General features: G+C 58.3%; 11 protein-coding genes. 1 reads left to right on the top strand and 10 read right to left on the bottom strand.

Features of this window, described 5'->3' with window-relative positions; all coding sequences use genetic code 11:
• Positions 1-4: 4 nt before the first annotated feature.
• Together ftsH and rlmE are read right to left on the bottom strand one after the other, a co-directional pair.
• Positions 5-1,915, bottom strand: a complete 1,911-nt coding sequence (gene ftsH, locus GIV26_RS10790; RefSeq protein WP_034127004.1) for an ATP-dependent zinc metalloprotease FtsH — start codon at positions 1,913-1,915, stop codon at positions 5-7.
• A 200-nt stretch (positions 1,916-2,115) separates the two neighbouring features.
• Entirely contained in the window at positions 2,116-2,766 is a 651-nt protein-coding gene (gene rlmE / locus GIV26_RS10785; RefSeq protein ID WP_003194199.1) for a 23S rRNA (uridine(2552)-2'-O)-methyltransferase RlmE, read from the bottom strand.
• A 107-nt stretch (positions 2,767-2,873) separates the two neighbouring features.
• Between rlmE and GIV26_RS10780 the strand changes: the two genes are divergently transcribed.
• Positions 2,874-3,182: a YhbY family RNA-binding protein gene (locus GIV26_RS10780; RefSeq protein ID WP_003176146.1), complete on the top strand. Its 309-nt coding sequence runs from the start codon at positions 2,874-2,876 to the stop codon at positions 3,180-3,182.
• 9 nt (positions 3,183-3,191) lie between these two features.
• Here GIV26_RS10780 and GIV26_RS10775 read toward each other — a convergent pair whose 3' ends face one another.
• The 8 genes from GIV26_RS10775 to grpE all read right to left on the bottom strand — a co-directional run bounded on the left by GIV26_RS10775 (position 3,192) and on the right by grpE (position 13,664).
• Complete coding sequence (locus GIV26_RS10775) at positions 3,192-3,596, bottom strand: hypothetical protein (RefSeq protein WP_060764103.1); 405 nt, start codon at positions 3,594-3,596, stop codon at positions 3,192-3,194.
• Between the two features lie 28 nt (positions 3,597-3,624).
• The gene (gene greA, locus GIV26_RS10770; protein WP_032873232.1) at positions 3,625-4,101 is read right to left on the bottom strand and encodes a transcription elongation factor GreA; all 477 of its coding nucleotides are present in this window, start codon (positions 4,099-4,101) and stop codon (positions 3,625-3,627) included.
• Between the two features lie 2 nt (positions 4,102-4,103).
• Positions 4,104-7,325, bottom strand: coding sequence for a carbamoyl-phosphate synthase large subunit (gene carB, locus GIV26_RS10765; protein WP_003194205.1), 3,222 nt, complete (start codon positions 7,323-7,325; stop codon positions 4,104-4,106).
• 105 nt (positions 7,326-7,430) lie between these two features.
• Entirely contained in the window at positions 7,431-8,567 is a 1,137-nt protein-coding gene (gene carA, locus GIV26_RS10760) for a glutamine-hydrolyzing carbamoyl-phosphate synthase small subunit (RefSeq protein WP_003194208.1), read from the bottom strand.
• A 259-nt stretch (positions 8,568-8,826) separates the two neighbouring features.
• Positions 8,827-9,633, bottom strand: coding sequence for a 4-hydroxy-tetrahydrodipicolinate reductase (gene dapB / locus GIV26_RS10755; protein WP_014719957.1), 807 nt, complete (start codon positions 9,631-9,633; stop codon positions 8,827-8,829).
• Between the two features lie 10 nt (positions 9,634-9,643).
• Complete coding sequence (gene dnaJ / locus GIV26_RS10750) at positions 9,644-10,768, bottom strand: molecular chaperone DnaJ (protein WP_054896114.1); 1,125 nt, start codon at positions 10,766-10,768, stop codon at positions 9,644-9,646.
• Between the two features lie 316 nt (positions 10,769-11,084).
• Entirely contained in the window at positions 11,085-13,001 is a 1,917-nt protein-coding gene (gene dnaK / locus GIV26_RS10745) for a molecular chaperone DnaK (RefSeq protein WP_014719959.1), read from the bottom strand.
• Positions 13,002-13,103: 102 nt separating this feature from the next.
• Positions 13,104-13,664 (bottom strand): nucleotide exchange factor GrpE, encoded by a 561-nt coding sequence (gene grpE, locus GIV26_RS10740; protein ID WP_034126999.1) that lies wholly within the window; start codon positions 13,662-13,664, stop codon positions 13,104-13,106.
• Positions 13,665-13,739: the final 75 nt, after the last annotated feature.

Below are 13,739 nucleotides of genomic sequence, written 5' to 3'. Positions count from 1 at the left end.
AACCTTAGTGATCAGCTGCCGGGCCGCCGATAGGCGTTTCAGGGCGCTCATTCTGCACCACAGGCGGAGTGCCCGAAGTACCCGAACCACCTTCCCAGTCGCGCGGCTCACGCGGCGTACGGCCCGACATGATGTCGTCGATCTGGTCGGCATCGATGGTTTCGTACTTCATCAACGCATCAGCCATGGCGTCCAGCTTGTCACGGTTGTCAGTGAGGATCTGCTTGGCAGTGCCGTAGCACTGATCAATGATGCTGCGAACCTCGGAGTCGATCAGCTTGGCTGTCTCACCCGAGAAGCTGGCGCTTTGCCCACCGCCGCCACGCCCCAGGAACACTTCGCCTTCTTCTTCGGCGTACATCAATGGGCCGAGTTTTTCCGACAAGCCCCACTTGGTCACCATGTTTCGTGCGATCTGGCTGGCACGCATGATGTCGTTTGAGGCGCCAGTGGTCACACCGTCGAAGCCAAGGGTCATTTCTTCGGCAATACGGCCACCATACAGCGAGCAGATCTGGCTGATCAGCGCACGCTTGGAGAGGCTGTAACGATCCTCTTCCGGCAAGAACATGGTCACGCCCAGTGCCCGACCACGGGGAATGATCGACACTTTGTAGACGGGGTCATGCTCTGGCACAACGCGACCTACAATGGCGTGGCCGGCCTCGTGATAAGCGGTGTTCTGCTTCTCTTTCTCGGACATGACCATGGATTTGCGCTCGGCGCCCATCATGATCTTGTCTTTCGCCAATTCGAACTCTTTCATCTCAACGATGCGCTTGCCAGTACGGGCAGCGAACAGCGACGCCTCGTTGACCAGGTTTGCCAGGTCAGCACCGGAGAAGCCGGGAGTACCACGGGCGATCACAGCCGGAGCTACGTCGTCACCCATTGGCACCTTGCGCATGTGCACTTTCAGGATCTGCTCACGACCGCGGATATCCGGCAGGCCGACCACAACCTGACGGTCGAAACGGCCCGGACGCAGCAAGGCAGGGTCCAAAACGTCGGGACGGTTGGTTGCGGCGATGACGATAATGCCGTCATTCATCTCGAAACCATCCATTTCTACCAGCAATTGGTTGAGGGTCTGCTCACGCTCATCGTGACCGCCACCCATGCCAGCGCCACGATGGCGACCAACGGCATCGATTTCGTCGATGAAGATGATGCATGGCGCGTGCTTCTTGGCCTGCTCGAACATATCGCGAACACGGCTGGCGCCAACGCCGACAAACATTTCGACAAAGTCAGAACCGGAAATCGTGAAGAAAGGCACCTTGGCTTCGCCGGCAATCGCCTTGGCCAGCAAGGTTTTACCGGTACCCGGTGGGCCCACCATCAGCACACCGCGAGGAATACGGCCACCCAGGCGCTGGAACTTGCCCGGATCACGCAGAAACTCGACCAACTCACCGACTTCTTCCTTGGCTTCGTCGCAACCCGCAACGTCAGCCAGGGTGGTCTTCACCTGGTCTTCAGAGAGCAGGCGCGCCTTGCTCTTGCCGAAGCTCATCGGCCCGCCCTTGCCTCCCGCACCACCTTGCATCTGGCGCATGAAGAACATGAACACGGCGATAATCACCAGGATCGGGAAGCTGGCCACCAGGAGCTGGGTCCAGATGCTTTGCTGTTCAGGCTGCTTGCCTTCAACAATGACTTTGTTATCCACCAGGTCACCGATGAGACCGTTGTCCTGAATGGCAGGACGAATGGTCTTGAAGCTGTCGCCATCGTTGCGCTTACCGGTAATCACGTAGCCATCAACCGCTACGCGCTCGACCTTGCCATCCTTAACTTGCTGGATGAAGTCGGAATAGTTGAGGGTCTGCGGCTCGTTAGGGCTGGAGAAGTTGTTCATCACCGTCACCAGGACAGCCGCGATGATCAACCACAGGATCAGATTCTTTGCCATATCGTTCAATTAACTACCCTCTGAAGCAAGCTCCGCTACTGGCGCGCGCTTCGCATGATATTCACCGGCCTAACTTACTACATTACCTACAACTCTGGCAGGCGCCGTCTGTAACCCTTTGTGAAACTTTGACTACACAATATTCGTAAAGCTTCGTGACGAAAGCGATATAAAAAAACCTATCGCCCCCCTCGAATTTCTCAAAAACGCTCTTCACTTGCCGCGCCTTCGACGCCGCGGTAGCCACGGCACAGCAGATACTGCTCCCTGGACCGGTCACGGGATGAGTCCGGCTTGCGGGTTTGTACCTTGTCGAACAACTTGCGAATGTTCTTGTGGTACTCGTCGAAACCTTCGCCCTGGAAGACCTTCACCAGGAAATCGCCACCCGGACGCAACACCCGACCCGCCAAATCCAGCGCCAGTTCACACAGGAACATGGCACGCGGCATATCAACAGCCGGTAATCCACTCATATTGGGGGCCATGTCGGAAATCACAAGGTCTACCTGCGAATTTCCCACAGCCTCCAGGATCTCGGCCAATACTTTGTCTTCGGTGAAGTCGCCGTGAACAAAGGTCACGTCCGGGATGCTGTCCATCTCGAGGATGTCCGAAGCGATCAATCGGCCTTGCCCACCAATCAGACGACTGGTCACCTGGGACCAGCCACCGGGGGCCGCGCCGAGATCAATAACGCTCATGCCTGGACGAATCAATTTGTCCTTATCCTGGATCTCCAGCAGCTTGTAGCTGGCCCGGGAACGATAGCCGTCCTTTTGCGCCTTTTTGACGTAAGGATCATTGAAATGTTCTTGTAGCCACTTAAGGCTGGTTTTGGAACGGGCCACGGGCCACCTCGAAAAAATAAAACGGGTCGTGATTAACTGGGCGGTCCCGGACTCGCTCGGGTAAACTGGCCGCCGTTTTTTACAAGATCAGACGCAGGGGTCAGATTATGCCGCTCACTCAAGAGCAGAAGAAACAGTACAAATCCATTGGCCACCATCTGAAACCAGTTCTGATTGTGGCAGACAACGGTTTGACTGAGGGTGTGCTAGCCGAATTCGAGCGCGCACTGAACGATCACGAACTGATCAAGATCAAGGTCAACATCCTTGATCGCGAAGCGCGCCTGGCCGCCGTTGCAGAACTGTGCAAGGTCGGCAAAGCGGACCTGGTTCAGGTCATCGGCAAGATGGCGCTGCTGTATCGCAAGAACTTCAGCGTCAACAAGCAACTGTCGAACGTTCATCGCTTCAAATGATGAAAAGGGTCAAGGGCGTGCTTCGCGCGCCCCGCCACTCCATCCCGGCGCAGGCTGCGTAACCAGCACCAAGCCAGAGAACCCTAGCACAAGATAGCTGAACAACTGCCAGCGCAACGCTTGCGGCAGCCACACATGCACCATACAAAACATTGCGCATGCATACAGCGCCATCAACAGCAGTTGCCCGCGAATATCCCGCCACAAACTCTTCAAGCCTTCGGCCGTGATCAGCACCAACGCTTGAAGCATCACGCACGCCGCCGCAAAACCCACCAGCAGCGCACTCAGCAATCCGTCGATCTCATCGATCAGCAGCGGCGCCAAGCCAATCAGGCCCAACGCCGGCAACACGCCAATATGTAACAGCCATAGGCCGCCCACCCAAAGCATCTGAGAGAGCTGCCAAAGCATGGCGCCCGCACGCAGCGGGCGCCGTCTTTCAGATGTGACGAACTTCGACAATCTCGTACTCAATGACGCCGCTCGGCGTTTTCACGGCAACCACGTCGCCTTCTTCCTTGGCAATCAAGGCGCGAGCAATCGGCGAGCCGACAGAGATCTTGCCTTGCTTGAAGTCAGCCTCATCCTCACCCACGATCTGGTAAGTCACGCTTTCGTCGGTCTCGACGTTGGCGATTTCCACGGTCGTGCCGAAAATTACCTTGCCGGTATGCGGGATGGTGGTGACATCGATGATCACCGCATTCTGCATACGGCCTTCGATGTCACGAATCCGCGCCTCGACCATACCCTGCTGCTCGCGAGCAGCGTGGTATTCGGCGTTTTCCTTCAAGTCACCCAGCTCGCGGGCCGTACCGATGTCCTGGCTCAGCTTTGGACGTACGACCTTGGTCAGATGGGCGTGCTCCTCTTCCAGGGCGCGAGCGCCCTGAACGGTCATCGGGTATTTGGTTATGCTCATGCCTTCAATCCTGCGTGTAGATCCTGCAAGCGACGCACGGTCTTTTCCGGACCGAACTTCAGCGCTTCACAGATAGCTTCGCCAGCAGCAATGGTAGTGGTGCAGTAAATCTTGTGCTGCAAGGCATTACGACGAATGGAGTAGGAGTCCGCGATCGACTGGCGACCTTCGGTGGTGTTGATGATCAGAGTGACTTCGTCATTCTTGATCATGTCGACCACATGCGGACGGCCTTCCGTCACCTTGTTCACGCGACGTACTTTCAGGCCGGCAGCTTCGATCAGCTTGGCGGTCCCGGCGGTAGCCACGACTTCAAAGCCCAAGTTGATCAGATCGCGGGCGACCCCTGCAACCAGTGGCTTGTCGTCATCACGTACGCTGATAAACGCAGTACCGCCGGTCGGCAGCACTTCGCTGGCACCCATCTGGGCCTTGGCGAACGCTTCACCGAAGGTATCGCCCACACCCATCACTTCACCGGTGGACTTCATCTCTGGGCCCAGGATCGGGTCCACACCAGGGAATTTGGCGAACGGGAACACCGCCTCTTTCACACTGTAGAAGTTCGGAATGATTTCCTTGGTAAAGCCGATTTCCTTCAGGGTCTTACCAGCCATCACACGCGCAGCGATCATGGCCAGGGACACACCGATGCACTTGGACACGAACGGTACGGTACGCGAAGCACGCGGGTTGACTTCAATGACGTAGATGTCTTCGCCTTGCAGCGCCAACTGTACGTTCATCAGGCCGACCACACCCAGTTCCAGGGCCATCTTCTTGACCTGTTCGCGCATCTCGTCCTGGATGTGCGCCGGCAGCGAGTACGGCGGCAGGGAGCACGCGGAGTCACCGGAGTGAACGCCGGCCTGCTCGATGTGCTGCATGATGGCGCCGATCACTACGTCAGTACCGTCGCAGACCGCGTCCACGTCCATTTCGATGGCGCAGTTGAGGAAGTGGTCCAGCAGCACCGGGCTGTCGTTGGAGACTTTCACTGCATCACGCAGGTAGCGCTTGAGTTCTTCTTCTTCGTAGACAATTTCCATCGCCCGGCCGCCCAGTACGTAGGACGGACGCACCACCAGCGGGTAGCCGATCTTGCTGGCCGCGCGGATGGCTTCGTCTTCGCTGCGCACGGTGGCGTTCGGCGGCTGACGCAGGTTCAGGCGCTCAACCATCTGCTGGAAGCGCTCACGGTCTTCGGCACGGTCGATAGCGTCCGGGCTGGTACCGATGATCGGCACGCCGGCAGCTTCCAGGGCACGCGCCAGTTTCAACGGGGTCTGGCCGCCGTACTGGACGATCACGCCTTTAGGCTTCTCGACGCGGCAGATTTCCAATACGTCTTCCAGCGTTACCGGCTCGAAGTACAAGCGGTCGGAAGTGTCGTAGTCAGTGGAAACCGTTTCCGGGTTGCAGTTGACCATAATGGTCTCGTACCCGTCTTCGCGCAGGGCGAGGGCGGCGTGTACGCAGCAGTAGTCGAACTCGATGCCCTGGCCGATACGGTTCGGACCGCCACCCAGGATGATGATCTTGTCGCGGCCTGTCGGCGCGGCTTCGCACTCTTCCTCGTAGGTGGAGTACATGTAGGCAGTGTCGGTGGCGAATTCTGCGGCGCAGGTATCAACGCGCTTGTAGACCGGGAAGATATCCAGCTTGTGGCGATGAGTGCGCAGGTTCTTCTCGGTCACACCCAGCAGCTTGGCCAGACGCTGGTCGGAGAAACCTTTGCGCTTGAGGCGGAACATCAGGTCGCGGTCGATAGACGACAGACCCAGCGTCTTGACCTTCTCTTCTTCCTTGATCAGATCTTCGATCTGCACCAGGAACCACGGGTCGATCATGTTCATGCCGAAGATATCTTCGACGCTCAGGCCGGCACGGAAGGCGTCAGCCACGTACCAGATACGCTCGGCGCCCGGCACGGTCAGCTCGCGCTTGAGGATGCTCATGCTTTCCGGGTTGCTCAGGTCGAGCTTCTCGTCCAGGCCGCAAACACCAACCTCCAGACCGCGCAGAGCTTTCTGCAGGGATTCCTGGAACGTGCGACCGATGGCCATGACTTCACCGACAGACTTCATCTGGGTAGTCAGGCGCGCATCCGCCTTGGCGAACTTCTCGAAGGCAAAGCGCGGCAGCTTGGTCACAACGTAGTCGATAGACGGCTCGAAAGACGCCGGCATAGCGCCGCCGGTGATTTCGTTTTGCAGCTCGTCCAAGGTGTAGCCGATAGCCAGCTTGGCGGCGATACGCGCAATCGGGAAGCCGGTCGCTTTCGAGGCCAGCGCCGAAGAACGCGATACACGTGGGTTCATCTCGATCACGACCATGCGGCCGGTGTCCGGGCAGATGCCGAACTGGACGTTGGAACCGCCGGTTTCAACGCCGATCTCGCGCAATACCGCCAGGGAGGCGTTACGCAGGATCTGGTATTCCTTGTCGGTCAGGGTCTGTGCTGGCGCCACGGTGATCGAGTCACCAGTGTGCACGCCCATCGGGTCGAAGTTTTCGATGGAGCAGACGATGATGCAGTTGTCCTTCTTATCGCGGACAACCTCCATCTCATATTCTTTCCAGCCGATCAGCGATTCGTCGATCAGCAGCTCTTTGGTCGGCGACAGGTCGAGGCCACGGGCGCAGATTTCTTCGAACTCTTCACGGTTGTAAGCAATACCACCGCCGGTGCCGCCCATGGTGAAGGACGGACGGATAATGCACGGGAAGCCCAGGGTCTCGAGGACCGCATTGGCTTCTTCCATGCTGTGGGCGATACCGGAACGTGGGCACGCCAGGCCGATGGACTTCATGGCCTTGTCGAAACGCGAACGGTCTTCAGCCTTGTCGATGGTGTCGGCATTGGCACCGATCATCTCTACGCCGAACTTTTCCAGGACGCCTTCGCGCTCCAGGTCCAGGGCGCAGTTCAGAGCGGTCTGGCCACCCATGGTTGGCAGCAGCGCGTCCGGGCGCTCTTTTTCGATGATCTTGGCAACGGTCTGCCACTTGATCGGCTCGATGTAGGTGGCGTCGGCCATGGCCGGGTCGGTCATGATGGTGGCCGGGTTGGAGTTCACCAGGATGACGCGGTAGCCCTCCTCGCGCAGGGCTTTACAGGCCTGGGCGCCGGAGTAGTCGAATTCGCAGGCCTGGCCGATCACGATCGGGCCAGCGCCGAGAATCAGGATGCTTTTTATGTCTGTACGTTTTGGCATGGGTTTGTCACTCAAATCCGCAGGTCAGTCGGCAAGCCGTCTTGAACAATCTTTGAAGAGCCTGCGGGGGCCACCGCAATCCGGGGCCGCCCGCAGGCCACTCAGTCAGCGTCGCTTGGCCATCTCATTGATGAAACGGTCGAACAGCGGCGCTACGTCGTTCGGGCCCGGGCTGGCTTCAGGGTGGCCCTGGAAGCTGAACGCGCTCTTGTCGGTGCGCTCGATGCCTTGCAGGGAACCGTCGAACAGCGACTTGTGAATGGCGCGCACATTGCTCGGCAGGGAGGCTTCATCCACCGCAAAACCGTGGTTCTGGCTGGTGATCATCACAACGCCAGTGTCCAGGTCTTGTACCGGGTGGTTGGCACCGTGGTGGCCGTGGCCCATTTTCAGGGTCTTGGCGCCGGAGGCCAAAGCCAGCAACTGGTGGCCAAGGCAGATGCCGAACACCGGAATCTCGGTCTCCAGCACGTCCTTGATGGCCTGGATAGCGTAGTCGCATGGCTCAGGGTCACCCGGGCCGTTGGACAAGAACACACCGTCCGGCTGCATCGCGAGCACATCGCTGGCAGGGGTTTGCGCGGGCACCACGGTCACACGGCAACCGCGCTCGACCAGCATGCGCAGGATGTTGTACTTGACGCCGTAGTCATAGGCGACCACGTGGTAAGGCAGATCGGCAGCCTCGATAGTCGCGTGGCTGTCGGTCTTCAGATCCCACACAGTGGAACGCCACTCGTACTTCTCTTTGACGCTGACGACTTTCGCCAGGTCCATGCCCTTCAGGCCAGGGAAACCTTGCGCCGCGGCAATCGCCGCCTCTTCGGAGATATTGTCACCGACCATGATGCAGCCGTTCTGCGAGCCTTTTTCACGCAGGATGCGCGTGAGGCGGCGCGTATCGATACCGGCGATCGCCACAACGTTGTTGGCTTTCAGGTAATCGGACAGCGACATCGTGTTACGCCAGTTGCTCGCAACCAGTGGCAGGTCACGAATCACCAGGCCCGCCGACCAGACACGATCAGACTCGACATCTTCCGGCGTAGTGCCGGTGTTGCCGATGTGCGGATAGGTCAGGGTAACGATCTGTTGGGCGTAGGAAGGATCGGTAAGGATTTCCTGATAGCCGGTCATGGCAGTGTTAAACACCACCTCTCCAACGGTCTGACCGTCGGCTCCAATGGCTTCGCCGCGAAAAATGCTGCCATCAGCAAGGGCGAGTATGGCTGGCTTAGTCAAGAAGACCTCCCGTAAATAAAGCCTGAAAGGGCGATCGCAGGTTGTAAAAAAGCGGAGTGACGTATGGACACGTCACCCCGCTTCTTCACTGAATTATTCTGCGCGCTTTTAGTGGACACACTAAAGCTGTAGCTTACAGAAAAAGGCTTTTTTGGTCCACCGCTAATGAGCCTTAAAGGCAGGGGAATGCGACAGGACGTCGCCTAGCGGGTAAAAACGGGGCCACAGGATAATCCTGAGCCCCCGTTTTAGCTACTGGTTAGTGCAAATCCAGCACGTCACGCATGTCGTACAGGCCCGGCTCGCGGCCGTCCAACCAAAGCGCAGCACGCACCGCGCCCTTGGCGAAAGTCATGCGGCTGGAGGCTTTGTGCGTGATCTCCAGGCGCTCGCCTTCGGTGGCGAACAGCACGGTGTGATCGCCAACCACATCACCACCGCGCACGGTTGCAAAACCGATGGTGTCGCGTGCGCGCTCACCGGTGTGGCCTTCACGCCCGTATACCGCCACTTTCGACAAATCGCGGCCCAGCGCATCGGCAATAGCTTCACCCATGCGCAACGCAGTGCCCGACGGAGCGTCGATCTTGTGACGGTGATGAGTCTCGATAATCTCGATATCAGCCTCGTCACCTAGCACGCGCGCCGCCAGGTCCAACAACTTCAGCGACAGGTTCACGCCCACACTGAAGTTGGCGGCGAAGACGATCGGAATATCCTTGCCCGCCTCCACTAGCAACTGTTTCTGCTCGGCACTCAAACCGGTGGTACCAATCACCATGGCCTTGCCCGCCTTACGGCAGAAGGCCAGATTTTTCAGCATCACTTCCGGCAAGGTGAAGTCGATCAGCACGTCGAATTCGTCCGCCACCTGCTCGAGGTTGCCAGACAACGAAACACCGATGCGACCCAACGAGGCCAACTCACCTGCGTCCGCGCCGATCAACGTACTGCCTGGGCGAACAATCGCCGCCGTCAGCCCGGAGGCCGGCGAGCGTTGCTGCACCGCCTCGACCAGCGTCTTGCCCATGCGCCCGGCAGCGCCCATTACGGCTATACGTCGCATATTCAGATCCTTACAGGTCGCCGAAGAAGCGTTTTACACCGTCGAAGAAGCCCGTAGTCTTCGGCGAGTGCGAGTCATCGCCTTCCAGCGAGCTGCGGAACTCTTCCAGCAGTTCACGCTGACGACGATTCAGGTTCACCGGGGTTTCAACCGCCACACGGCACATCAGGTCGCCAGCACCGCCACCGCGCACGGGCGCAACGCCCTTGCCACGAATGCGGAACTGCTTGCCGGTCTGAGTCCCCTCGGGAATCTTGAGCTTGACCCGACCATCCAGCGTCGGAATCTCCAGCTCGCCACCCAGGGCCGCATCAACAAAGCTGATCGGCACTTCGCAGAACAAGTGCTTGCCGTCACGCTGGAAGATCGAGTGCTCGCGCACATTGATCACCACGTACAGGTCGCCCGTAGGGCCGCCCTGGGCACCCGCCTCGCCTTCGCCCGACAGGCGAATACGATCACCGGTATCCACACCCGCCGGTACCTTCACCGACAGCGTCTTGTACTCTTCGACGCGGCCTTCGCCGTGGCAGGAATCGCACGGATCGGAAATGATCTTGCCCTGGCCATGGCAACGCGGGCAGGTTTGCTGCACCGAGAAGAAGCCCTGCTGCATGCGCACCTGCCCGATACCGCCGCAGGTCGGGCAAGTGATCGGCGAGGAGCCTTTCTTCGCACCCGAGCCGTCGCACGGCTTGCAGTTGACCAGCGTCGGCACACGGATATTGACGCTGGTGCCGCGCACGGCTTCTTCCAGGTTCAGCTCCAGGGTGTAACGCAAGTCACTGCCGCGCTGAGGGCCGCCACGCTGGCCGCCCCGGCCGCCGCCGAAGAAGTCGCTGAATACGTCGCCGAAAATATCGGAGAAGTTCTGGCCACCAAAACCGGCACCGCCGCCGCCCATGCTCGGGTCGACGCCAGCATGGCCATATTGGTCGTAAGCCGCACGCTTATTGGGATCACACAGGCATTCGTAGGCCTCGTTGGCCTCTTTGAACATCTCTTCGGATTCTTTGTTATCCGGATTACGGTCCGGGTGGTGTTTCATCGCCAGGCGACGGTAGGCCTTCTTCAGGTCCGCCTCGCTGGCGCCACGCTCCACACCCAATACTTCGTAATAGTCACGCTTTGCCATAAGTCTTTGCACTCTTAAGGACGTTCGACCTGGCCCTCCTGAACCCTGCCAAACTCGTTGAGCCCCAATACAGGCCCGGACCCAACTCACGTCAATTCAACGATCCTGGTCATTACTGCTTTTAGCCAGGGAGCCGGCCAAAAACGCGGTGACTGTCATTCGGAAAGCAGGAGCATTCCCGTTCACACCGCCAGCATCCGAGCGTTGTCGCATGCTGTAAAAATTCGCATACCCCAGACACGCCAACGCGGGAGCAAGCTCCCGCGCGGCGACATCCTACCAGTCACCGCTTGTGCGCGGTCAACCGGGCGACAACTTACTTGTTGTCTTTAACTTCTTCGAACTCGGCATCGACAACATCGTCGTGCTTGGCTTCAGGCTCTGCTTGTTGCGCAGCGCCGTCAGCCGGCTGGCCTTGCTCGGCGTACATTTTCTGAGCAACTGGCGCGGAGACTTTCGACAGTTCCTCAACCTTGGCTTCGATGGCAGCCTTGTCGTCGCCTTTAATAGCGGCTTCCAGGGCAACCACTGCTGCTTCGATTGCAGTTTTCTCTTCGTCGGTCACTTTGTCGCCAGCATCAGCGATCATTTTGCGAGTCGAGTGAACCAGCGCGTCACCCTGGTTACGGGCGCCTGCCAACTCTTCGAACTTCTTGTCGGCTTCAGCATTGGTTTCAGCATCACGGATCATCTGTTGAATTTCTTCATCAGACAGGCCGGAGTTGGCCTTGATGGTGATCTTCTGCTCTTTGCCGGTGGCCTTGTCTTTCGCGCCGACGTGCAGGATGCCGTTGGCGTCGATGTCGAAGGTCACTTCGATTTGTGGCACGCCACGTGGTGCTGGTGGGATCTCAGCCAGGTCGAACTTGCCCAGGGACTTGTTCTGTGCGGCTTGCTTACGCTCGCCCTGCAGCACGTGGATAGTCACGGCGCCCTGGTTGTCATCGGCAGTCGAGAACACCTGGGATTTCTTGGTAGGAATCGTGGTGTTTTTCTCGATCAGCGCAGTCATCACGCCACCCATGGTTTCGATACCCAGAGTCAGCGGGCTTACGTCCAGCAGCAGCACATCTTTCACGTCACCGGCCAGTACGGCACCCTGGATGGCAGCACCCATGGCAACGGCTTCGTCCGGGTTCACGTCTTTACGGGCTTCTTTGCCGAAGAACTCGGTGACCAGCTTCTGAACCAGTGGCATACGGGTCTGACCGCCCACCAGGATCACGTCGTTGATCGAGCCAACGTCGATACCGGAGTCTTTCAACGCGATGCGGCAAGGCTCGATGGTGCGCTGAACCAGGTCTTCAACCAGTGCTTCGAGCTTGGAACGCGAGATCTTCACGTTCAAGTGCTTAGGACCGGTAGCGTCTGCAGTGATGTACGGCAGGTTCACGTCAGTCGACTGAGCGGAAGACAGTTCGATCTTGGCTTTTTCAGCGGCTTCTTTCAGGCGCTGCATGGCCAGCGGGTCGCCCTTGAGGTTCATGCCGCTTTCTTTCTTGAATTCGTCAACGAGGTAGTCGATCAGACGAATGTCAAAGTCTTCACCACCCAGGAAGGTGTCACCGTTGGTGGCCAACACTTCGAACTGGTGCTCGCCGTCAACTTCTGCGATCTCGATCACGGAGACGTCGAACGTACCGCCACCCAGGTCGTAAACGATCACGGTGTGGTCGCCCTTGGCCTTGTCCATACCGTAAGCCAGCGCGGCTGCGGTTGGTTCGTTGATGATACGTTTTACATCCAGGCCCGCGATGCGGCCGGCGTCTTTGGTGGCCTGACGCTGGCTGTCGTTGAAGTAGGCAGGAACGGTGATCACCGCTTCAGTCACTGCTTCACCGAGGTAGTCTTCGGCGGTCTTCTTCATCTTTTTCAAGATTTCAGCCGAGATTTGCGGCGGCGACATTTTCTGGCCGTTCACTTCAACCCAGGCGTCACCGTTGTCGGCCTTGGCGATTTTGTAAGGCACCATCTTGATGTCTTTCTGTACGACTTCTTCGTCGAACTTACGACCGATCAGACGCTTTACCGCGTACAGGGTGTTATGCGGGTTGGTCACCGCCTGACGCTTGGCCGATTGACCGACGAGGATTTCACCGTCGTTGGCGTAAGCGATGATCGACGGAGTGGTACGTGCGCCTTCGGCGTTTTCAATAACTTTTGCAACGCCGTTTTCCAGCACGGAGACGCAGGAGTTGGTGGTCCCCAGGTCGATACCGATAATTTTGCCCATGATTTACTCTCCCGAAACTTGAATTTGGTTGCCGCAGCAGTTTTGGCTAACTGCGGTAGCACTTAAACGCTTGACTTATAGATGGGGGCCTTGCGGCGGATTTCAAGCCTGCTCATCAATAGAAGGTGCAACGGGTGAAGGAGCCTTGCTCACCACCACCATTGCCGGACGCATCAGGCGACCGTTGAGCTGGTAGCCCTTCTGGAACACCTTGATGACGCTATTGGGTTCCAGGTCATGGCTTTCCTGCATGGCCATGGCTTGGTGATGTTCAGCATTGAACGGCTCGCCGGCTTGCGGATCGATCGCTTCCAACTGATAACGCTTCAGGGTGTCCTGGAACATTTTCAGGGTCAGCTCGATGCCTTCGCGCATTGGGCGGATGTTTTCATCGTCCGGGTTGGACAACTCAAGACCACGCTCCAGGCTGTCGATGATCGGCAGCAGGTCACCGGCGAATTTTTCCAGCGCGAACTTGTGAGCCTTCTCTACATCCTGCTCGGCACGGCGGCGGACGTTCTGCAGATCGGCGGCAACACGCAACGATTGATCCTGCGCAGCGGCCAATTGCTCTTCGAGCACTTGCACACGAGTCGCCAGTTCATCACCGGCAGCCGAATTGGCGTCTGGAGTTTGCGTATCCTGCGTCTGTTCGTCAGCCATAGATTTCTCCTTTCAAAATCATGCGCGAACTCAACTCGCGCTTCTGCTCCGGTATATGGGGCCACAATTTTCAGG

Source organism: Pseudomonas sp. PA-1-3F (assembly GCF_021609665.1).
GTDB classification, from domain to species: Bacteria; Pseudomonadota; Gammaproteobacteria; order Pseudomonadales; family Pseudomonadaceae; genus Aquipseudomonas; species Aquipseudomonas paracarnis.
This window is presented reverse-complemented; position numbering and strand designations above follow the sequence as displayed.

Excerpts from the sequence above, each read along its gene's own strand:
- GIV26_RS10780 (WP_003176146.1), top strand. The coding sequence starts at position 2,874 with ATGCCGCTCACTCAAGAGCAGAAGAAACAGTACAAATCCATTGGCCAC.
- grpE (WP_034126999.1), bottom strand. The coding sequence starts at position 13,664 with ATGGCTGACGAACAGACGCAGGATACGCAAACTCCAGACGCCAATTCG.
- dnaJ (WP_054896114.1), bottom strand. The coding sequence starts at position 10,768 with ATGGCAAAGCGTGACTATTACGAAGTATTGGGTGTGGAGCGTGGCGCC.
- dapB (WP_014719957.1), bottom strand. The coding sequence starts at position 9,633 with ATGCGACGTATAGCCGTAATGGGCGCTGCCGGGCGCATGGGCAAGACG.
- dnaK (WP_014719959.1), bottom strand. The coding sequence starts at position 13,001 with ATGGGCAAAATTATCGGTATCGACCTGGGGACCACCAACTCCTGCGTC.
- carB (WP_003194205.1), bottom strand. The coding sequence starts at position 7,325 with ATGCCAAAACGTACAGACATAAAAAGCATCCTGATTCTCGGCGCTGGC.
- GIV26_RS10775 (WP_060764103.1), bottom strand. The coding sequence starts at position 3,596 with ATGCTTTGGCAGCTCTCTCAGATGCTTTGGGTGGGCGGCCTATGGCTG.
- ftsH (WP_034127004.1), bottom strand. The coding sequence starts at position 1,915 with ATGGCAAAGAATCTGATCCTGTGGTTGATCATCGCGGCTGTCCTGGTG.